The organism is uncultured Thiohalocapsa sp. (assembly GCF_913063425.1).
In the GTDB taxonomy this organism is placed as follows: Bacteria; Pseudomonadota; Gammaproteobacteria; order Chromatiales; family Chromatiaceae; genus Thiohalocapsa.
The window spans coordinates 86,982-107,972 of sequence record NZ_CAJXYK010000009.1 but is presented as its reverse complement, the minus strand read 5'-3'; the positions used below and the strand labels follow the sequence as shown (position 1 = coordinate 107,972).

19 protein-coding genes are annotated in these 20,991 nt (G+C 68.9%); 8 read left to right on the top strand and 11 right to left on the bottom strand.

The annotated features are described in order from the left end of the window. Positions 1-25: 25 nt before the first annotated feature. Entirely contained in the window at positions 26-667 is a 642-nt protein-coding gene (locus QZ607_RS07090) for an RNA pyrophosphohydrolase (RefSeq protein ID WP_295881232.1), read from the bottom strand. Between the two features lie 137 nt (positions 668-804). Here QZ607_RS07090 and QZ607_RS07085 point away from each other — a divergent pair, with 137 nt between their 5' ends. The 4 genes from QZ607_RS07085 to QZ607_RS07070 all read left to right on the top strand — a co-directional run bounded on the left by QZ607_RS07085 (position 805) and on the right by QZ607_RS07070 (position 4,465). Then, positions 805-1,470 carry an HAD family phosphatase gene (locus QZ607_RS07085; protein WP_295881229.1) on the top strand — a complete coding sequence of 222 codons (666 nt, stop codon included), beginning with the start codon at positions 805-807 and terminating at the stop codon, positions 1,468-1,470. A 158-nt stretch (positions 1,471-1,628) separates the two neighbouring features. Next, positions 1,629-2,396, top strand: a complete 768-nt coding sequence (locus QZ607_RS07080; RefSeq protein WP_295881227.1) for a GNAT family N-acyltransferase — start codon at positions 1,629-1,631, stop codon at positions 2,394-2,396. Between the two features lie 11 nt (positions 2,397-2,407). Next, positions 2,408-3,205: a lysophospholipid acyltransferase family protein gene (locus QZ607_RS07075; RefSeq protein ID WP_295881225.1), complete on the top strand. Its 798-nt coding sequence runs from the start codon at positions 2,408-2,410 to the stop codon at positions 3,203-3,205. 72 nt (positions 3,206-3,277) lie between these two features. Then, positions 3,278-4,465, top strand: coding sequence for a glycosyltransferase family 1 protein (locus QZ607_RS07070; protein ID WP_295881222.1), 1,188 nt, complete (start codon positions 3,278-3,280; stop codon positions 4,463-4,465). Between the two features lie 359 nt (positions 4,466-4,824). Here QZ607_RS07070 and QZ607_RS07065 read toward each other — a convergent pair whose 3' ends face one another. The 3 genes from QZ607_RS07065 to QZ607_RS07055 form a co-directional block, all read right to left on the bottom strand. Next, a complete protein-coding gene (locus QZ607_RS07065; RefSeq protein ID WP_295881220.1) occupies positions 4,825-5,205 on the bottom strand; it encodes a sulfur globule family protein in 381 nt (126 codons plus the stop codon). 121 nt (positions 5,206-5,326) lie between these two features. Then, the gene (nadC, locus tag QZ607_RS07060; RefSeq protein WP_295881219.1) at positions 5,327-6,163 is read right to left on the bottom strand and encodes a carboxylating nicotinate-nucleotide diphosphorylase; all 837 of its coding nucleotides are present in this window, start codon (positions 6,161-6,163) and stop codon (positions 5,327-5,329) included. A 119-nt stretch (positions 6,164-6,282) separates the two neighbouring features. Beyond that, entirely contained in the window at positions 6,283-8,613 is a 2,331-nt protein-coding gene (locus QZ607_RS07055) for a DUF1631 family protein (RefSeq protein ID WP_295881217.1), read from the bottom strand. Positions 8,614-8,780: 167 nt separating this feature from the next. Between QZ607_RS07055 and QZ607_RS07050 the strand changes: the two genes are divergently transcribed. The 3 genes from QZ607_RS07050 to ampD all read left to right on the top strand — a co-directional run bounded on the left by QZ607_RS07050 (position 8,781) and on the right by ampD (position 10,472). Then, on the top strand, positions 8,781-9,527 hold the full coding sequence (locus QZ607_RS07050; RefSeq protein WP_295881215.1) for a DUF1538 domain-containing protein: 747 nt from the start codon (positions 8,781-8,783) through the stop codon (positions 9,525-9,527). Positions 9,528-9,748: 221 nt separating this feature from the next. Next, positions 9,749-9,886, top strand: a complete 138-nt coding sequence (locus QZ607_RS07045; protein WP_295881213.1) for a CBS domain-containing protein — start codon at positions 9,749-9,751, stop codon at positions 9,884-9,886. Between the two features lie 7 nt (positions 9,887-9,893). Continuing rightward, positions 9,894-10,472: a 1,6-anhydro-N-acetylmuramyl-L-alanine amidase AmpD gene (gene ampD, locus QZ607_RS07040; protein ID WP_295881211.1), complete on the top strand. Its 579-nt coding sequence runs from the start codon at positions 9,894-9,896 to the stop codon at positions 10,470-10,472. Between the two features lie 85 nt (positions 10,473-10,557). Here the strand turns inward: ampD and QZ607_RS07035 are convergent, their stop codons facing one another. From QZ607_RS07035 to QZ607_RS07015, 5 genes are all read right to left on the bottom strand, one after another. Then, on the bottom strand, positions 10,558-11,403 hold the full coding sequence (locus QZ607_RS07035) for a UDP-2,3-diacylglucosamine diphosphatase (RefSeq protein WP_295881209.1): 846 nt from the start codon (positions 11,401-11,403) through the stop codon (positions 10,558-10,560). 324 nt (positions 11,404-11,727) lie between these two features. Then, positions 11,728-12,720 carry a Nudix family hydrolase gene (locus QZ607_RS07030; protein ID WP_295881206.1) on the bottom strand — a complete coding sequence of 331 codons (993 nt, stop codon included), beginning with the start codon at positions 12,718-12,720 and terminating at the stop codon, positions 11,728-11,730. After that, entirely contained in the window at positions 12,689-13,909 is a 1,221-nt protein-coding gene (gene argJ, locus QZ607_RS07025) for a bifunctional glutamate N-acetyltransferase/amino-acid acetyltransferase ArgJ (protein ID WP_295881203.1), read from the bottom strand. The genes QZ607_RS07030 and argJ overlap by 32 nt, the downstream gene beginning before the upstream one ends. Continuing rightward, positions 13,888-16,752: a preprotein translocase subunit SecA gene (secA, locus tag QZ607_RS07020; RefSeq protein WP_295881200.1), complete on the bottom strand. Its 2,865-nt coding sequence runs from the start codon at positions 16,750-16,752 to the stop codon at positions 13,888-13,890. The genes argJ and secA overlap by 22 nt, the downstream gene beginning before the upstream one ends. Before the next feature lie 221 nt (positions 16,753-16,973). Beyond that, positions 16,974-17,882 (bottom strand): M23 family metallopeptidase, encoded by a 909-nt coding sequence (locus QZ607_RS07015; RefSeq protein ID WP_295881198.1) that lies wholly within the window; start codon positions 17,880-17,882, stop codon positions 16,974-16,976. Positions 17,883-18,001: 119 nt separating this feature from the next. Here QZ607_RS07015 and QZ607_RS07010 point away from each other — a divergent pair, with 119 nt between their 5' ends. Next, complete coding sequence (locus QZ607_RS07010; RefSeq protein WP_295881195.1) at positions 18,002-18,484, top strand: DUF721 domain-containing protein; 483 nt, start codon at positions 18,002-18,004, stop codon at positions 18,482-18,484. 19 nt (positions 18,485-18,503) lie between these two features. Here QZ607_RS07010 and lpxC read toward each other — a convergent pair whose 3' ends face one another. Beyond that, positions 18,504-19,415, bottom strand: coding sequence for a UDP-3-O-acyl-N-acetylglucosamine deacetylase (lpxC, locus tag QZ607_RS07005; RefSeq protein ID WP_295881194.1), 912 nt, complete (start codon positions 19,413-19,415; stop codon positions 18,504-18,506). Positions 19,416-19,729: 314 nt separating this feature from the next. After that, on the bottom strand, positions 19,730-20,887 hold the full coding sequence (gene ftsZ, locus QZ607_RS07000) for a cell division protein FtsZ (RefSeq protein ID WP_295881193.1): 1,158 nt from the start codon (positions 20,885-20,887) through the stop codon (positions 19,730-19,732). Positions 20,888-20,991 lie beyond the last annotated feature (104 nt).

The window sequence follows — 20,991 nt, the reverse complement described above, 5'->3', positions numbered from 1 at the left end:
CGTGGCGCTGTTGCGCGAGCGCCGGTCAGCGACGACGCGGGCGCAGATGCCCGGCAGCGCGGACAGCGGCAGCCTGTTCCCGCGCGCCGTGCCGGGCGGGCGCGACGCGCTGGGCGGAAGGCTGGGCGGAAGAGGGCCCCTCGGCCTCGCCGACGGCAGTCCCGACCGGCGGCAGGTCCGGGCGTGGCGTACCCTCGGGATAGAGCAGCGGCGCCAGCTCTTCCAGCGCCTGGGCGTAGACGTGCCGCTTGAAGTAGACCACTTCCCGCAGCGGGTGCCAGTAGCGCACCCAGCGCCAGGCATCGAATTCCGGCTTGGCGGAGCGGTCCAGGCAGAAGGCACTCTCGCCGCAGTCCACCCGGAGCATGAACCAGACCTGCTTCTGGCCGATGCAGGTGGGTCCGCAACGACGGCGGATGAACCGGCGCGGGAGCCGGTAGCGCAGCCAGCCCTGGGTGCAGCCGAGCACGGTGACCTGCCCGGGGTTGAGGCCCACCTCCTCTTCCAGCTCCCGGTACATGGCCTCCAGCGGGGTCTCGTCGGACTTGATGCCGCCCTGCGGAAACTGCCACGCGTTCTGGCCGACACGCCGGCCCCAGAAGAGTCGGCGCTGCTCGTTGCTCAGAATGATGCCGACGTTGGGGCGAAAACCGTCCGGGTCGATCAAGGTGGCGTACCTCGTTGAGCTCACCTGCATTTTTCCACATCCCCACGCAAGCGGGCAAATCCACAAGCATTTCAGTCTTTGCTGATGCGTCGATATTCCGTTAGCTTTGGAAGTCAGCCCGGTCAGACACCGCTGCCATGCCGCTCGCCATCTTCGATCTGGACAACACGCTGCTCGCCGGCGACTCGGACTACCTCTGGGGCCAGCACCTGGTGGCGCAGGGTGTCGTGGACGGCGCGGAATATGCCGCGGCGAACGCCCGTTTCTATGCCGACTACAAGGCCGGCCGGCTCGACATCGACGCCTTCCTCGCCTTCGCGCTGCGTCCGCTGCGCGACCATCCGGAGCCGGCGCTGCTCGCCTGGCGGCAGGCATTCCTGGACCAGCACATCGCCCCGCTGATCCGGCAGCCGGCGCTGGACCTGGTGGAGCAGCACCGCCGCGCCGGCGACACCCTGCTGGTGATCACGGCCACCAATGCCTTCGTTACCGCGCCCATCGTGGCGCGCTTCGGCATTCCCCACCTCATCGCCACCGAGCCCGAGCACGACGGCAGCGGCTACACCGGCCGTGTGGCCGGCGTACCCGCCTTCCGCGAGGGCAAGGTCACCCGGCTCATGGCCTGGCTCGCCGACCAGAACGAGTGCCTCACGGACAGCCATTTCTACAGCGATTCCATCAACGACCTGCCGCTGCTGGAACGGGTGGACAACCCCGTCGCCGTGGACCCGGACCCGCTGCTGGCAGAGGTGGCGCGCAAGCGCCGGTGGCCCGTGATTTCGCTGCATGGCGATGCCCACTGAACAGGCCGCGGCGGCGCACGATGGCCGCTGGATGGCCGGCAGCCACGCGGACCGGGCCGCGGTCATCTGTCCGTCACCATTCCCTCATCAGCCTGCAACCCTGTTCGGCTACGCTGGGCCATTGGCCGGTGGTTCAGTGTTTCGCCGAGGTGAGCTCGATGGGGGTCAATGCATCTGCGCTTCCGGTGCGTCGGGGGGAGCGGCTCTACGTGGAGCTGGCGGCTGGTCCAGAGGCCATTCGCCAGGCCCAGGCGCTGCGCTATCGGGTCTTCGGCGAAGAGCTCGGCGCGCGCCTGAAGCACGGCCACGCGGGGCTCGATATCGACGCCTTCGACGCGTACTGCCATCATTTGCTGGTGCGCGAGACCAAGTCCGACGCCGTCGTGGGCTGCACGCGGCTGCTGCACGGGGACGTCGCCCGGCGCATCGGCGGCTTCTACTCGGAAAACGAGTTCCACCTGGGCGCCATTGCGGACCTGCCGGGCAGGCTTCTGGAAGTCGGGCGCACCTGTATCTCGCCGGATTGTCGCCAGGGCGCCGCCATCGCGGTGCTCTGGTCGGGCATTGCAGGCTATATTCAGCTGCACGGGATCGACTATCTGTTCGGCTGCGCGTCGGTCCCCCTCGGCGAGGGCGACGTGCAGGCGGCGGCCATCATGAACCGCCTGCGCCGACAGGCCATGGCGCCGGCGGCCCTGCGGGTGACGCCCAAGGCGCCGCTGCTGCGCACCGACGTCCCCGCCGAGGTCCTGGATGCACCCCTGCCGGCCCTGCTCAAGGCCTATGTGCGCCTCGGCGCGCGCGCCTGCGGCGAGGCCTGCCGGGACCCTGACTTCGCGGTGGGCGATGTGTTGATGCTGCTGGACCTTGCGGATCTGAATCCGACCTACGCCCGCCACTTTCTGGAGCGTGTCGGCGAGCATTGAGCACACGGCGATTGCTGATTCCCGCCTGGCGGGCACTGCGTCTGGGCGAGCATCTCTGCACGGGTGCGCTGCTCGGCGGCGGCGTCGCGCTGCTCGGGCATTTGGGCACGCCGCGTCCCTGGCTGCCCGCGCTGGTGGCTTGGTGGCACCGCCGCCTGGCCCGCGCTCTGGGCGTTCGGGTGGTCTGTCGCGGCGGCGCGGCGCCTGGTGCGCTGTTGGCGGTGAACCACGTCTCCTGGCTGGACATCCCCGTGCTCGGCGGCGCCACACCCGTGCACTTCCTGTCCAAGGCGGAGGTGCGCCAATGGCCGTTGGTGGGCTGGCTCGCAGAGCTCGCCGGCACGGTGTTCATGCGCCGCGGCGCCCACGAAGCCCCGCGGGTGGCGCAGGAGATCGCGCGCCGCTTGCGTTCCGGCGCCCGCGTCGCGATCTTCCCGGAGGGCACCACCAGCGACGGCCGCGGGCTGCTGCGCTTCCACGCAAGGCTGTTTTCCGCGGCGGAGGACGGCACAGTGCCGGTGCAGCCCGTGGCGATCCGCTACGGTAACGGCCATATGCCGGACCACATCGCGCCCTTCGTCGGCGAGGACACGCTGCTCGCCCACCTCGGGCGCGTGCTGCGCCACCCGGGTCTGACGGTCACACTGACCTTCCTGCCACCGGTGGCGGCGCAGGCAGCCTCCCGCCGCGAGCTGGCGGAGACCGCGCGCGCTGCGGTCGCGGCCGAGCTGTGCCGCCTCGCGGACGTGAGCGCGGCTGTACCGGCAGATGCGGCTCACATGAGCGCCGCCGATGGCGCAGCCGCCTGAAGCCGGCGAGGGGATGAGTGTCGGCCTGAGCCGGCTGCGGACGACACGAGGCTGAGACCCCGGTAACCAGCAATGCGCATCGCCGTCGTCACCGAAACCTACCCGCCGGAGATCAACGGCGTCGCCAACACCATGCGCCAGCTGGTGGACGGTCTGTCGCGTCGGGGCCACCAGGTGCTGCTGGTGCGCCCGCGCCAGGCGGCGGACCGCCGCGGAGGCACACCGCGCGGGCACTTCCTGGTGCCGGGTCTGCCCATCCCGGGCTATCGCGGCCTGCGCTTCGGGCTGCCGGTGTACTGGCGCCTGCGCCATCTCTGGCTGCGCCTGCGACCGGACGTGCTCTACGTCGCCACCCAGGGCCCCCTCGGGCATGCGGCGCTGAACGCAGCGGTGCGGGCGTCCATCCCGGTGATCACCGGCTTTCACACCCAGTTCCACCAGTACAGCCGGCATTACGGCCTGGGCCTGCTGACCCGGCCCATCGTCAACACGCTGAAGAATTTTCACAATCGCTCGGATGCGACTCTGGTACCCACGGCGGCGCTCCGCAGCCAGCTAAGCGAGGTCGGCTTCCGCAACGTGCAGCTGTTCAGCCGCGGCGTTGACACCGATCTCTTCACACCCACGCGCCGCAGCGACGCCCTGCGGCGGGAATGGGGCTGTGGGCCGGACGACATCGTCGCCCTCTACGTCGGTCGTATTGCCGCGGAGAAGAACATCGACCTGGCGCTCGCCACCATGGAAGCGCTCACGGCGCGGATCGGCCATGTCCAGTGTGTGCTGGTGGGAGACGGACCGGAGCGCGCGCGCCTGGCACGCTCACACCCCGGCTGCCGTTTCGTCGGCGCCCGCGTGGGGGAAGCCTTGGCCACGCACTATGCCAGCGGCGATCTGTTCCTGTTCCCGAGCCTCACCGAGACCTTCGGCAACGTGGTCACCGAGGCGATGGCGAGCGGTCTCGCCGTGAGCGCCTTCGACTATGCCGCCGCCCACGAGCACATCCGCCACGGCAGCAACGGCCTGCTCGCACCTTGCGGAGACCGCCCGGCCTTCATCAACGAAGCAGTGGCTGCCGCCGCAGCGCCCGACCGACTGCGTACCATCGGCACCGCCGCGCGGCGAACCGCGGAGTCCTTGAGCTGGCCACAGGTGATCGCCGGCGTCGAAGACCGGCTCATGGACGTGATCCGACAGCATCAGCGTGCCGGGCGAGCCGCGGTGGAGCAGGCGAGGCCGACACCCTCTGGGAACGGGCTCTGATGGTGCGAGGGCCATCGCGGCTCGGTGCACGGGCCCAAGCCATGCAAGCATTGCAGAGCCTCGGCGGTGATCCGCCGATGCTGTTCATGTAACTGTCTTTGAGCTGGGGTTTTTACGGCACGCCAGACGGCGCGTGTGCAGGACGGCATCGCTCGGGCAACCCTGCATCGGTCGCACACGGATAACGGCCAAAGCGGCACGGACGCGGGGCATCGGTCAGACTGCGGCAGGGCAGCCCATGAAAACCGACGGTGAGCGGAACGGGGGGAAGGTGCGCATCCGTGCGGCGCGTGAGCTCCTGCACCGCCACCGGCCTGCCCGCGGGCAGGACCGGTGCGCGGGCGGTCATTGCAGCGACCTTACTTGGCTTCAGGCTGCGCCGGCTGGGCCGGAGCCGCGGGGGCCGCCGGCATGCCGTAGGGCGCTGCGTAGGGAGCGTAGCCCGGGTAGCCGCCGTACGGATAGCCGTAGCCGCCGTAGTACGGATTGCCGTAACCGTACCCGTAGCCGCGACCATAGCCGTAGCCGCGACCACGACCCCAGCCACGACCGCCGCCGGACATGCTCATGTTGAAGTCGCCGTAGCCGTCACCGAACATGTCGCCGAGCATGTCGCCGACGCCGTCGCCCCAACCGGAGCCATAGCCGGGACCACCCCAGCCCGGGCCCCACCAGGCGCTGGCGGAAGCGGAAACACCGAGCAGAGCGGCGACGGCGGCGGCGGTAGCAAGCTTTTTCATCTGTATTCTCCGAAGATTCTGGGTTAGCAAGCGCTGCGCGTTTTGCGCGTCAGCGGGGTAGATAATATTAGAATTTTCTAAAATTCAAAATCTTTATTCTTGATTAGCTTGATTCTTTCGATTAATTTCCTCTATCGGCGAGCAGACGCATGGAGAGGTCCACCGCCCGCACGCTCTTGGTGAGGTCTCCCACGGAGATGTCATCGACGCCGGTCTCGGCGATGGCCCGCAACTGGTCCAGACCCACGCCGCCGGAGGCCTCGAGGCGCGCGCGCCCCTGGCTCAGCGCCACGGCCCGACGCAGATCGGCGAGCTCGAAGTTGTCCAGCAGCACGCGCTCGACGCCGGCGGCCAAGGCCGCCTCCAGCTGGGCCAGCGACTCCACCTCGATCTCCACGGGGACCCCCGCGGGCACCTGCGTCCGTGCGGCCGCCACCGCGGCGCCGATGGAGCCGGCGGCGGTGATGTGGTTCTCCTTGATCAGCACGGCGTCGTAGAGCCCCATACGGTGGTTGTGGCAGCCGCCGCAACAGACGGCGTACTTCTGCTCGCGTCTCAACCCGGGCAAGGTCTTGCGCGTGTCCAGGATGCGCACCGACAAGCCGGCGACGGCGTCGGCGTAGCGCCGCACGCGGGTGGCCGTCCCGGAGAGCGTCTGCAGGTAGTTGAGCGCCGTGCGCTCGGCGGTGAGCAGGGCGCGCATCGGCCCTTCGATGCGACACAGACAATCGCCCGGCTGGATGCGCTCCCCATCAGCCACCAGCCAGTCCACTGCGACCCGGTCGTCGATGAGGGTGAAGGCGAGCTCGAGCCAGGCCTGCCCACAGAGCACTGCTGACTCGCGCGTCACCACCTCGGCCCGGGCACGCTGATCCGCCGGCAGCAGGGCTGCCGTGAGATCACCGCTGCCGACGTCCTCGTCCAGTGCGCGACGCACGTGGGCGCGAATGTGCTCCATGGGGGGCAGACAGGCGGCAAGCGCCGGCGAAGCTGACGCAGCTGACATGGGAGACCTACCTGGCTTGCGTTTTGGGTTGACTGCGCGCGTGCGGTAAGCTCAACGCGCCGGGGGACAGCTCAGTGCACACTGAGCGACTGGCGGATCGCTTCCATGGCGCGGTCCACCAGCGGCGGGTCGCCGGTGCCGATGACGGTGGCGAGGTCCTGCGCCAGCAGGGCCTCCAGCTCCGGCTTCGGCAGCTCGAAGCCCTTTCGACCCAGGCGGTCCACGAACAGCACCGGATCGCCCGCCTCGCCCCGCCAGGCGAGCTTGAAGCGCTGGATACTGCCATCGTCGCGGGCAACGCCGAGCCAGCATCCGATGGGCAGCGCGTCCGCATCGCCGGTCGGCACGGTAGCGGTGTCTTCACCGACACCGAGCCGGGGCGGCCGCTGTGCGCCGGCGGCGAGACCGCCGTCCGGCTGACCTCTGAGGGCGGCGATATGAACGGTCTGGAGCTCCTTCAGCCACCGCGCCAGCAGTTGCTGATCCGCGATGACAGTGCCGAGGCAGGCACGCAGGTCACGCAGCAGTTCTGGGATACGTCGCAGCAGCTCACGGCGTTCGGCCGCATCACGCTTGGGCTCCACACTCCACAGGAGATCATCCAGCACCCGCTCACCGCTGCGCCACGCCCGACCCTGCTCGCCGCCGTCGGCGTAGGCCTGGACCATGGCCTCGACCCAGCCGTCGTCGAGGACGGTACGCACCACCGGCGGCAGCCGCTCCGGGGCCGGTACGCGGGCGGCGATGCACGCCAATGCCTGGCGCCGGGCATTCTGCCGGCTGCTGCGGGCGACCGCCTGGCGCACCACCCGTTCCTCCGCGCTCGCCACCCGCACGCGCTGGCCTGCAAGGTAGTCGGCGAGCTCCCGATCCAGCGTCTCGAACAGCTGTGGCTCGCTGCGGGGGGCCGTGACCACCCGCTGCACGAGCTGGTCGATGCGCGCATAGAGACCGTCGCCCTGGTCGCGGTCGCCGTCGTTCCAGCCGATGCTCGCCTCGGCGATGCGGTTCAGAAGCCGGCGGGCCGGATGCTCCGGATCATCGAAGAAGCGGCGGTCCACCAGCGCGACCTTGACGTAGGGGATCTGCAGCCGGCTCACAAGCACCTTGATGGCATCCGGCATGTCCGCACCGGCCAGCAACTGCTCGAAGAGCAGGAACACCAGATCCATGGTGTCTTCATCGCTCGGCGCCAGACGACGCGGCGCTGAAGGGTCCATGCTCGCCCGCAGCCGATTGCCGACGGCGTGCCTCAGGGTGCTCGGTGCGAGCGCCCTATCGGCGGCCTGCTGGGTCGCCTCCGGCTGCACCCGCGACAGCACGGCGAGGAGCTCCTGCGTGGCGAGCGTCGCGAGCGACTCCTCCGCAGCACTCGGCTGCCGGGCGCCGGCGAGCATCTGCCGCAGGGCCTCGAACATGCTCGCAGCGCCCGGCTGCTCAGCACACGCCGGTGGCCGGTCACCCCCAGCTCCGGCGCCGACCGCCGGCTGTGCTGCCGCACCCTCCGCGGCATGCTGACCGGCGCCGTCCACGGACTGGGCGGCGGCGCCGGCATAGCCGCTCGCCGGCGGGCGCAGGTCTGACGCCGAGGCGGGGACGGGGTCGAACGGCATCGCCGGCGCCGGTGGCGACGCCGGGCCGCGGCCCGCACTGGGGCTGGACTGAGCCCCGCCGGCCGCCGGCGTGTCTCCGTCTTCGTTCTTGACGATCTCGTGCTTGCGCGCCGGCGGCGACAACCCCTGGGCACGCGCGAAGTCGACACACCCCGAGTAGAAGCCTTCCAAGCGGTCCATCACCTGCTGATCAAAGATCTTGTGCACCACCAGCACCGTGGAGACGTCCAGGTCCTCCAGGGAGCGGACCGCGGCGGCGAAGGCGTTGGCGATGGCCGTGGGACTCACCGGCACATCCCGCTGACGCAGCGCCGGCCGGCCCAGGAGCTGCGCGAAGTGGCGCGTCAGATCCCGCAGCGGGCGCAGGTAGCGGGTATCTGCTTTGGAGATCATGTTGGTGAGGACCAGGGACTCTTCGAGGTCCCGCTCGCCCAGGATCTGGAGCTCGTCGGAATCGAAGCTGTGGTCCACGGCCAGATCGAGGCTCTGCGCCGCGTCCTGGAACAGCGTCACTGTATCTGTCAGATTACGCAGGAAGCGCCGCTTGAGGTTGCCGCGCTGGTGGCGCAGACACCGCTGTGCTTCGAAGTAGCTGGCGTAGCTGCGATCGCTCTCGGCCTTGTCCGCGAGATCGTACAGCGCGTCGTCCACGCGTTGCAGCGCGGCGTCCATCAGCGGCGGCAGCTCCCGTTGCAGCAGCTCGGTGCATTGGCCCAGCATACGCTGCAGGGCCAGGCTGCGGGTGCCGCCACGGCGTGCGTCGGTTAGAGCGGGTCGATCAGGCTCCATGGGACCATCACGGCGGTGGGCGCAGGCGCCGCACGCGCGTTCTCATTATTGGTCCCTAGTTTAGTACCATTTGTCCGCGAAGGCGCAGCCTGAGACCCTGGTTTTTGCAGGTCTTGGGGTCTCTGCCCACCACCGCAACCCGCAGCCGTACACCGCCCCCCCTTTGCATGTCCCAATCCGCGCGTACCATCGTCGCCCAAGCTGCCGGCGCCCGGGCCGGCAGCCTGCGGGACCTGGCGCCCATCGTCACCGTCATTGCGGTGTTCCAACCGCTGCTGCTGCGCGAGCCGTTGGCGAATTTGGGCCAGATCGCAATGGGCGTGGTCCTGGTGGTGCTCGGTTTCACCTTGTTCGTACAGGGGCTGAAGCTCGGACTGTTTCCCCCCGGCGAGGGCATGGCTCTGGGCCTTGCGCGCAGGGGCAGCCTGTTCTGGCTCCTGGCGTTCGCCTTCGGCCTCGGTTTCGGCACCACGGTGGCGGAGCCGGCGCTCATCGCCGTCGCCGCCGAGGCCGCCGCGGTGGCCGCCGCCGACGGCGTCATCGCGGCCGACATGGCTGCCCGGGCAGACTATGCATATGGCCTTCGCATCACGGTGGCCGTCGCCGTCGGCTTCGCGCTGGTGCTGGGCGTGGTGCGCATCCTGCGCGGCTGGCCCATCCAGACGCTCATCATCGGCGGCTATGCGGGTGTGGTGCTGATGACCATGATCGCGCCCGCGGAGATCGTCGGCATTGCCTATGATTCCGGCGGCGTCACCACCTCCACCATCACCGTACCGCTGGTGACGGCGCTCGGGGTCGGCATCGCCACCAGCATCGAGGGCCGTAATCCACTGGTGGACGGCTTCGGCCTCATCGCCTTCGCGTCCCTGACACCCATGATCTTCGTCATGGGCTACGGCATGCTGGTCTGAGCCGCTGCCAACCCCGTGAGCACGCCCTGCGCCCTCGACGCCATCGCGCCCCTCTGCACGACCCCGCGGCGAGGGGGCCGAGCAGCAGAAGACGTTCTTTGGCCTGACGCTGGAGACGCAGCGCGACGTGGTGCTCCTGCTGGTGGAAGAGCACCTGGCACGCAGTATTCTGGAGACCATCGCGGAGGTGGGGCACTTCGAGGAGCGCACCGGCTGCGGACATGGACATCCGCTACTGCGCACGCCTGTTTGCGCGCTTCAACCTGTCACGGGCGCCGGTGGTGGCGGACGCTGAAGTGGTGGGCATCGTGAGCCTCACGGATCTCGTCATCAAAGGCATGGCGGCGCAACACCGCTGAGGCAGGCATGGTGCAACAGCCCGACCAAGCGCACAGCGGCTGGCTCGATGGTGTCCGCCCGCTGCCCTCTCCCCACTGCGGTGCGCGCCCGCCCGGGGTCTGCATCGACCTGCTGGTGATCCACAACATCTCGTTGCCGCCCGGGGAGCTCGGCGGCCCCTGGGTGGAGCAGCTCTTTTGCGGACAGCTGGACCCGGCCGCACACCCCTATTTCGCGACCATCGCCCACAACCCGGTGTCGGCGCACCTCTTCATCCGCCGTGACGGTGAGACCATCCAGTTCGTCGATCTGTGGCAGCGCGCCTGGCATGCCGGCCGCTCCAGCTGGCAGGGCCAGCCGGAATGCAACGACTACAGCATCGGCATCGAGCTTGAGGGCACGGACCACACGCCCTTCAGCGATGCGCAGTACACGCGGCTCGCCCTGGTGACCCGAGAGATCATGCGGCGCTTTCCCGCCATCACCGCCGAGCGCATCGTCGGGCACAGCGATGTGGCGCCCGGGCGCAAGACGGACCCGGGGCCCGCGTTCGATTGGAAGCGCTATCGCTGCCTGCTCGCGGCCCAGGCGCCCTCCGACGCTTGAGCCGGCAGCGATCAGCCGGGTTGGGCAGCGCGGTGGCGCACAACGCCCGGGCGGCGCTGAGCGCGTGGCTGGCCGACCGGTTGGCTCAGCCGGCCTTGGCCATGGCTGCGGCCGGTGTGGTGGTGGACAGGGGCCATTCGGTGGTGAGCACTTTCTGCTCCTCGGTCCAGCGCAGCAGCTCCATGCTGCCGTCGTGGTGCTCCACCAGCGCGGTGCAGCTCTCCACCCAGTCACCGCAATTGCAGTAGGTGACGCCGTCGATGTCGCGGATCTCGGCATGATGGATATGCCCGCAGATCATGCCGTCCACGTCGCGCGCCTTGGCCTCGTCGGCCACCGCCTGCTCGAAATCGCCGATGTAGTTGACGGCATTCTTGACCCGGTGCTTGAGATAGGCCGCCAGCGACCAATAGCCCATGCCGAGCCGCTTGCGCACCCAATTCAGGCGGTGATTCACGGCCAGCAGCAGATCATAGAGCCGCGAGCCGAGCACGGCGAGCCAGCGCTCGTGCTGGACCACGTGATCGAACTTGTCCCCGTGCAGGATCAGAAAGCGGCGCCCGTCCACGGTGGTATGCACGATCTCGTCGCGCACCGCCACGTTGCCGAAGTCGCTGCCGATGTGCGGACGCAGCACCTCGTCATGGTTACCGGGCACATACACCACTTCGGTGCCGCTGCGTGCCTTGTCCAGAATGGCGCGCACCACGTTGTTGTGCGATTGCGGCCAGTGGATGCCGTTCTTCATCGCCCAGACATCGATGATGTCGCCCACCAGGTAGAGCTGCCGGCATTCGGTCGCCTGAAGAAAATCCAGCAGGAAGTCCGCCTGGCAGCCGCGGAAGCCGAGGTGAATGTCCGAGATCCAGATGCTGCGGTATTTGAGGGGATGGAGACGCTCCACCTTGCCGGAGCTGAATGCTGCACGCATAGCAAATACAACCGCCTGTGGTCATTCGCTGTATGGTGACCTGCAATTGTTGCGACGCCGTTGACAGTGTATGAAGATCAGATGAAGGCAACGCATCGTGACAATGCATTGACCTCGCCATGACGAAACCGCGTCTGTTTCGCGTCCACTTCATGTCGGCCTGCTCCGATTCGCCCCACCGCCGTGGACATGGATTGCGCGAGCGGCGCTCCGGGCGGCAAGCAGGCCAAAAGACAGGGTGGCGGTCGCCGGCTGGTCTGGACGCGCAGGAGGTTGGTGCTGCCCGCGGCAGCAACGCTGACCGATGACGCTGTCCCTGCGCCCTCAGGACCCGCGCCAGAAGCCGGAGATGGCGGCGACGCCCTGGGCGCCATGCGCAAAGCTCAGGGTCAGGTGGGCCTCGCCGAGGCCACCCAACGCATACACGGGCACCCGGGCGGGATCGGCGAGCGCGGCGAAACCGGACCAACCGAGGGTCTGGGCGCCGGGATGGGTCGCGGTGGGGAGCACCGGCCCCAGGAGGGCATAGTCGAGGCCAAGCTCGGCAGCTCGCCGGAGGTCCGCGGCGTCATGGCAGGAGGCACCCACCAAGCCCACCCCCGCCGGCCGGGCGGTAAGCTGCCACAGCGTCGCCGCGCGCAGGTGCAGGCCATCCGCGGCGATGCCGGCGCCGGCGGTCGGATCGCGGTTCAGCACCAGGCCCGCACCCGCCGCGCGACACAGCGGCAGCGCGGCACGAGCGAGCCTGGCGTAGGCGGTGTCATCGAGGCCGTGGGCGCGCAGCTGCACCAGCCCGATGCCGGCGCGCAGCGAGTCCCGGAGCCTGCGCAGAAACTGGTCAGGGTCCTGCGGGTCGGCGCCGGTGATCAGGTACCGCGCCGGCAGCCGCAGGGCATCGATGATGGGCTTGTCGGCGGCTGGAAAGCGGGCTGCGTCCATGGCCTGCGGCGCCACCCAGTCGAGCGGCTGGCCCTCAAGACCCTGAGGCGTGCCGGTGAATGCGGTCACCAGGAACACCTCCAGCAGCACATGGCGGTCGCCATAGTCGTGGTGGACGCGGATCAGCGGGCGCGCCGCACGCACCTCGATGCCGAGCTCCTCGCGCAGCTCCCGCGCCAGGGCCCTGTGCGCGGGCTCACCGGGCTCCAGCTTGCCGCCGGGGAACTCCCAGAGCCCGCCCTGGTGCACGCCCGCGGGGCGCTGCGCCACCAGCACCCGGCCCCGGTCGTCCAACAAGGCGCCCGCGGCGACGTGAATGAGACGCTGCTGCGGCTTGGCGGCACCCTCAGGTCCGGTACTCGGCGTTGATCCGGACATAGTCGTAGCTCAAATCGCAGGTGAGCACCCGTGCGCAGTCCCGCCCGCGTCCGAGGGCGACACCGATGCGGAAGGCATCCCGGGCCATGACGGCCCGCCCCGCGGATTCGGTGTAGGCCGGGTCGCGACCGCCGCCGCTGACGATGAGGCAGTCGTCGAGCCAAATGCGCACGCGCTCGATGTCGAGCCCGGGCACACCGGCGCGGCCGACGGCGGCCAGGATGCGGCCCCAGTTGGGGTCTGCAGCGAAGAGCGCCGTCTTCACCAGCGGTGAATGGGCGATGGTGTCGGCGACGGCACGGGCCTCGGTGGCGCTTTGCGCCTCCGTGATCTCGATGCTGACGAGCTTGCTGGCCCCCTCGCCGTCGCTGACGATGTCTGTCGCCAGCGTGTCGCAGACGGCGTGCACCGCCGCGCCCAGGGCGGCCGCAGCGGGGGAGCCCTTCGCCACCGGCGCACCGGGCAGGGTGCCGGCGGCGCAGAGCACGCAGGCATCGTTGGTGGAGGTATCACCATCGATGCTGATGGCGTTGAAGGTGTCGGCCACCGCGTCGCGCAGAATTGACGCCAGCAGGTCACGCGGCACCGCTGCGTCCGTCGCCAGGAAGGCGAGCATGGTGGCCATGTCCGGGCGGATCATGCCGGCACCCTTGGCCATACCGACCACCGTCGCCTCGCGCCCGCCCAGGTCGCAGCGCGCGCTGGCGGTCTTGGGCCGGGTGTCGGTGGTCATGATGGCGCGGGCGGCGGCCTCCCAGCCGTCCTCGCGCAGGCTCGTGACCAGCTGCGGCAGGGCGGCTGCGATACGCTCCACGGGCAGGTATTCGCCGATGACGCCGGTGGAGAAGGGCAGCACCTGCTCCGGTGCACAGTCGCCGGCGGCCGCCAGCGCCGTGCAGGACATCTCGGCGTCGGCGAGACCGCGGTCCCCGGTGCCCGCGTTGGCGTTGCCGGCGTTGATCAGCAGCCAGCGCGGCGCCGTCTGCGCCAGGTGCCGGCGCGCGATCTGCACCGGCGCCGCGCAGAAGGCATTGGTGGTGAAGACCGCCGCGGTCTGCGCGCCCGCCGGCAGCGCCAACAGAACCAGGTCGTCACGCCCCTGGTAGCGGATGCCGGCGGCGCCCGCGGCGAGCCGCACCCCGGCAATGCGCAGCGGCGCCACCTGCGTCAGGCCATCTTGCCGTGGCACTGCTTGTACTTCTTGCCGGAGCCGCAGGGGCAGGGCTCGTTGCGGCCGACTTTGCGCTCGCCGCGCACATAGGGCTGCTGCTCGTCCGCGGCCGCCGCCTGGCGAGCGCCCGCGGGCGCGGGCTGGCGCCGGGCAGCGCCGGACGGCTGCTCGCCGGCGCCGACGGCGGCGGGCTCTGCGGGCGCACCGAGGCCGGTGAAGGATTCGTGCTTGAACTGGAAGTCCTGCTCCCGGGGCGGCGCCGGAGCCACCTCCTCGGGCGAGCGTATCTGCATGCGCGAGAGCGTGCGCACCACCTCCTCCTTGATGGTCGCGAGCATGGCCGAGAACATCTCGAAGGCCTCGCGCTTATACTCCTGCTTGGGGTTCTTCTGCGCGTAACCCCGCAGGTGGATGCCCTGGCGCAGGTAGTCCATCTGCGCCAGATGGTCCTTCCACTGGCTGTCCAGGGTCTGCAGCATCACGGCCTTCTCGATCTGGCGCATGGTGTCGGCGCCGACGAGCTTCTCTTTCTCCGCATAATGCCCGGCGACGGTGTCGATGATGCGCCGGCGCAGGGTCTCCTCGTGCAGGTCATGGTCGGCGTCGAGCCACTGCTGGATCGGCCAGTCACCGCCGAAGAAGTCCGTCAGCGCCTGCGACAGGCCCGGCACGTCCCATTGCTCTTCGAGGCTCTGCGGCGGGATGTAGCCGCTGATGAGGTTGTTCAGCACATCCTCGCGCATGGCGACGACGGTCTGGGAGATGTCCTCGCCGTCCATCAGCTCGCGGCGCTGCTCGTAGATGACCTTGCGCTGGTCGTTGGCGACGTCGTCGTACTCCAGGAGCTGCTTGCGAATGTCGAAGTTGCGCCCCTCCACCTTGCGCTGGGCGTTCTCGATGGCCTTGGTCACCCAGGGGTGCTCGATGGCCTCGCCCTCCTGCATACCGAGCCGTTGCATCATGTTGCCGACCTTGTCGGAGGCAAAGATGCGCATCAGGTTATCCTTCAGCGACAGGTAGAAGCGGGAGCTGCCCGGGTCGCCCTGGCGCCCGGAGCGCCCGCGGAGCTGGTTGTCGATACGCCGGGACTCGTGCCGCTCGGTGCCGATGACGTGCAGGCCGCCGGCGGCGATGACGCGTTGGTGGCGGGCCTGCCAGTCCGTCTTGATGCGCTCGCGCTCCGTGGCGTCGTCCACAGCCTCCAGCTCGGCGTCGAGGTTGCCGCCGAGCACGATGTCGGTGCCGCGGCCGGCCATGTTGGTGGCGATGGTGACGGCAGCCGGCTCGCCGGCGCGGGCGACGATGCCCGCCTCGCGCTCGTGCTGCTTGGCGTTCAGCACCTCGTGCGCGATCTTGTCCGCATTCAGGAGCTTCGACACCAGCTCGGACGTCTCGATGGACGCCGTGCCCACCAGCACGGGCTGCCCGCGCTCGACGCAGTCCTTCACATCCTCGATGATGGCGCGGTACTTCTCCTCCTGGGTGAGATAGACCAGATCGCCGCGGTCCTCCCGCACCATGGGCATGTGCGTGGGGATGACCACCACCTCCAGCCCGTAGATGCTCTGGAACTCGTAGGCCTCGGTGTCCGCCGTGCCGGTCATGCCCGCGAGCTTGGGGTAGAGCCGGAACAGGTTCTGGAAGGTGATGGAGGCCATCGTCTGGTTCTCGGGCTGGATGGGCACGCCCTCCTTGGCCTCCACGGCCTGGTGCAGGCCCTCTGACCAGCGCCGGCCGGGCATGGTGCGGCCGGTGAACTCGTCGACGATGATGATCTGGCCGTCGCGGACGATGTAGTCCACGTTCTTCTGGAACAGCGCGTTGGCGCGCAGCGCCGCATAGACATGGTGCATGAGCACGATGTTGCCGGCGTCGTAGAGGCTCTCGCCCTCGCCGAGCAGCCCCATGTCCGTGAGCATGGCCTCGACCTTCTCGTGGCCCTCCTCGCTCAGGTACACCTGACGGGATTTCTCGTCCACGGAGAAGTCGCCGGGGCCGAAGTCCGGCTGACCCTCTTCGTTCTTGATGGGCTCCTGGCGGGTCAGCGACGGGATGATGGTGTCGATCTGCTTGTACAGATCCGTGCTGCCTTCGGACGGGCCCGAGATGATGAGCGGCGTGCGGGCCTCGTCGATGAGGATGGAGTCCACCTCGTCGACGATGGCGTAGAAGGGATCCCGCTGCACGCGCTGCTCCGGCGTGAAGGCCATGTTGTCGCGCAGGTAGTCGAAGCCGAACTCGTTGTTGGTGCCGTAGGTGATGTCGGCGGCGTAGGCCTCGCGACGGGTGCAGGGGCGCAGGTGGCGGTAGCCGTGCTCACCGGCGGCGGGCTCGAAGCTCGGGTCGTAGCGGTAGGAGGCGGTGTCCGGGCCGCTGCCGCCGGAGCTGTTGATGACACCAACGGTGAGGCCCAGGAAGTCGTAGATCTGCCCCATCCAAGCGGCGTCACGCCGGGCGAGGTAGTCATTGACGGTGACCACGTGCACGCCCTTGGCCGGCAGGGCGTTGAGACAGGCGGCGAGGGTGGCCACCAGCGTCTTGCCCTCACCGGTGCGCATCTCGGCGATCTTGCCGTCGTGCAGGACCATGCCGCCCACGAGCTGCACATCGAAGTGGCGCATGCCGAGCACGCGCTTGCCCGCCTCACGCACCACGGCGAAGGTCTCCGCCAGCAGGTCGTCGAGCGGTGTCTCGGCCGCCGCCTGCTCGCGGAAGCGCTCGATGCGCCCGCGCAGCTCGGCATCGCTCAGGCGCCCGACCTCGTCCTCCAGCGCGTTGATGGTCTCGGCTGTCTTGAGCAGCCGCTTCACCAGGCGGTCGTTGCGGCTGCCGAAGATCTTCTTGAAGACGTTGATACCCATGACTTGCCCGCGACGGGACCTCAGCGGCGTGAAGAAATCTCTACAGGATACCGGAAGGTGCCACCCGGCGCTGCCGGCAACAGGTTACGGAGAAGCAACAACGCCGCACCCGCCGGGTAGGGCGGGGCGGCGTTACGCCGGGCGCGGCGGGTCCTGTCGGAACCGGCCCGCGCCGGGATTCGCTCTGGGGTCAGCGCTGAAGCCAGCGTTTGGGCCGACGATCAGAGCCGTGCGACGCGGGATTTCTTGCTCAGATCCAGATACTGCATCGGGTTGACCGCCTCGCCGTTGCGCCGCACCTCGAAGTGGATGTGCGGGCCCGTGGAGCGACCGGTGGAGCCGAGCTTGGCAATGACCTGCCCCTTGCGCACCATGTCGCCCTCGCTCACGAGGTTGGCGCTGTTGTGGGCGTAGCGGGTCTCGAGCCCATTGGCGTGACGCACCTCGACGATCTTGCCGTAGCCGCCCTTCCAGCCGGAGAAAATGACGATGCCGTCGGCCATGGCAACGATATCGGTGCCGTGCTTGGCAGCGATATCGATGCCCTTGTGCATACTGCGACGACCCGTGATGGGATGGCGGCGGTAACCGAACTTGGACGTGACCACGCCGCCGACCCGCAGCGGCCAGCCCTCGGGGCTGGTGTGGCGCTTGAGATCCCGCTCCATGATGAGGGTCTCCAGCAATCCGAGCTTGCGCTTGCGGTCGTCCAGCTCGGAGAGCACCTTGGCCAGGTCCTGGGCCACGTCGTCCACGCTGCTGCGGCGCAGCACGGCATCATCGGGGCCGCCGGCGGGCGCCGGGTTGGCGAAGTCGAACTCCTCGTCGTCGAGGCCGGCCATCTCCACCAGGCGCTGGCCCAGCGCGTTGATGCGCATGATCTCCGCCTGCAGGACGCCGACGCGGGCGGCGACGGCATCGATGTCTGCGGCGGCACGCTCCGCGGTGTCGGCGACAACAGGGGCAGGCGCGGTGCGCTCGACGGCGGCGAGGTCCGTGTCGGTGATGCGGTATTTACCGAGCCAGAAGCCGACGCCCCCGGCCGCGAGGGCTGTGGACATGATCACCAATAGGTGCACCGAGGTGCGGCCGGCGGCCCCCACCCGGCCATGAATCGTTGGGTATTGCATCTGCTGTCACGCTCTTCGTGTAGATTGTTCGTGCGCGGGTCAGGCCGTCGCGGCCTCTCCCGCCCCCCAAGGCTCAGTCTTTCGGTGCCGTCCGGCGCCTGCGTGCGAGGAAGCGCTCCATGTCACCTCCGCAAGCCCCCGCGAAGCCCCCCCGAGCACGGCACATTCGTCGTTTCCTGCACGGCAGCGATGCCGTCTCGGCATTGCTTCTGGAGCTCGAGCGCCGCGAGGCGCTGCTCGCCCGGGTGCGCGCCCTGCTGCCGACATCCGTCGCCGGACACTGCACGCAGGCCACCCTCGACGATGGGCGGCTGACGCTGATCTGCGATTCCCCCGCTTGGGTGGATCGACTGAGGTTTCTCTCGCCTCAGTTCCTGTCTGCCCTCGCCGGGCAGGGCGAGGCGGTGTCGGAGTGTCGGGTCCGCGCGCAGCCCGCGGCGCCCATGTCCGGGCATGCGCCGGCGGTCCGGACCGCCCCGCCCCGCAGCGGGGCCGACGATGCCGCCGCACGCAGCCTGGAGCAGACCGCGGCGGCCCTCGGCGATACGCCCCTCGCCGGGAGCCTGCATCGACTCGCTGCAACCCTGCGCCGCGGCGCCTGAGTCGCCCCCACCCGGCCGGTCAGCCCGCGAGGGCCGGCTGGCCGAAGCGGATGGGCACCTGCGCCGGATCCTCGAACGTGACCTCGTCCCAGGCGTCCTGCTCGGCGAGCAGGGCGCGCAGCAGCCGGTTGTTCAGCGCATGCCCGGACTTGTGGCCGATGAACGCGCCGATGAGCGGACGGCCCAACAGATAGAGATCGCCGATGGCGTCGAGGATTTTGTGCTTGACGAACTCGTCCTCGTAGCGCAGACCGTCGTCGTTGAGCACGCGGTAGTCGTCCACCACCACGGCGTTGTCGAGGCTGCCGCCGAGGGCCAGGTTCTGCTCCCGCAGAGCCTCGATGTCGCGCAGGAAGCCGAAGGTCCGCGCCCGGCTCACCTCTTTGACGAAGGAGGTGCTGGAGAAATCCACCACCGCGGACTGGGCGCGGGAGGTGAACGCCGGATGCTCGAAATCGATGGAAAAGCCGACACGGAAGCCGTTGTAGGGCTCGAAGCGGGCATATTTGTCGCCGTCTTCCACGGTCACCGGCCGCTTGATGCGGATGAACCGTTTGGGACGGTTCTGCTCTTCGATACCGGCCGATTGCAGCAGAAACACGAAGGGACCGGCGCTGCCGTCCATGATGGGCACTTCGGGTGCGCTCACGTCCACATAGGCGTTGTCGATGCCCAGCCCCGCGAAGGCGGACAGCAGGTGCTCGACGGTGGACACCCGGGCGCCGTCGGCCTCAAGCGTGGTGGAGAGACGGGTGTCACCCACCCGCGCCGGACATGCGGTAATATCGACGGGTGGGTCCAGATCGACCCGCCGAAACACGATGCCCGTGTCAGGCGCTGCCGGCCGCAGGGTGAGATACACCTTGGTGCCGGTGTGCAATCCGACGCCGGTGGCGCGGATCACGTTCTTCAACGTGCGTTGACGGATCACTGTCGTTCCCCCTTGCCGCTTGGCCCCAGGTCCCGCGCGGGGCCGTCCAGGTGGAGCCGCCCGGAGAACATCCGGGTGGTGCTTTGTTCTAGGGCAGCGGCGCCTTCGCAGACCAGGGCTAAACGTCAGGGCCGAAGGTCAGCGCCGCAGCACCCATGCTTGATGCATAGGTTAGGGTTTTCCCGGATTATTATCAAGCACCAAATGCGACATCAAGGAAACTGTTTGTTTATTTTGGGTTTATTGGGCTAGGGATTGTCCTAGATCAGTCTGTCTGACGGGGCGACGGCGGCGCCGTCACCCCGCAAGCCCCCTCAATCCGCCTGCCGGCGCAGGAAGGCCGGGATGTCCAGGTAGTCCAGGTCGGAGCCCTGATCGCCACCGCCGCCGGCCGCCACCCGCTTGTTGCGGATGTACGCCGGCTGGTCCATGTCACGGTAGTCCGGCGTCATGCCGTCGCTGTCGCGGCTGTTCACCAGGCGCATCTTCGGCTCGTCCGCCGACACACCCGCATGGCGGCCACCGAGACCCGTGGCCACCACGGTCACCCGCAGCTCGTCCTCCAGCTCAGGGTCGATGACCGTTCCCACCACCACCGTGGCTTCGTCGTCGGCGAAGTCGCGCACCGTGTTGCCCACCTCGTCGAACTCGCCGATGGACAGGCTCAGGCCGGCGGTGATGTTCACCAGGATGCCGCGGGCACCGGCCAGGTCGATGTCCTCCAGCAAGGGACTGTTGATGGCGGCCTCGGCGGCCTCGCGGGCGCGGTTCTCGCCGCTGGCGGCGCCCGTGCCCATCATGGACACGCCCATCTCGGACATGACGGTCTTGACATCGGCGAAGTCGACGTTGATGAGCCCCGGGCGGGTGATGAGCTCAGCGATGCCCTGGGTGGCGTTCAGCAGCACGTCGTTGGCGGCGCTGAAGGCGCTGAGCAGGGTCATCTCCTTGCCGAGCACCTGCAGGAGCTTCTCGTTGGGGATGGTGATGAGGGAGTCGACATGCTTGCCCAGCTCCTCGATGCCGGTGTTGGCCGTCTTGCCGCGCTTGCCGCCCTCGAACGGGAAGGGCTTGGTGACCACCGCGACGGTCAGGATGCCGAGCTCCCGAGCCACCTCGGCCACCACGGGCGCCGCGCCGGTACCCGTTCCACCGCCCATGCCGGCGGTGATGAAGACCATGTCGGCGCCCTCCAGGGCGTCCTTGATGCGGTCGCGATCCTCTTCCGCGGCCTTGCGGCCGATGTCCGGGTCGGCACCGGCGCCCAGGCCCTTGGTGATGCCGGCGCCGAGCTGAAGGATGGTCTTGACGTTGGCGTTCTCCAGCGCCTGGGCGTCGGTGTTGGCGCAGATGAAATCCACGCCCTCGATGTTGGCCGCGGCCATGTGGTTGACCGCATTGCCGCCGCCGCCGCCGACGCCGATGACCTTGATGACTGCGGTCTGGGTCTGGGTATCCATGAGCTCGAACATGATGCGTTGCCTCTCGTATCGCTTACTGTTGCCTGCCTGACTAACCGTCCCCTCGGGCCGCGGGGTGGGTACGCCCGACTCCTGTCGCCTCCGCGCGGGGCCGC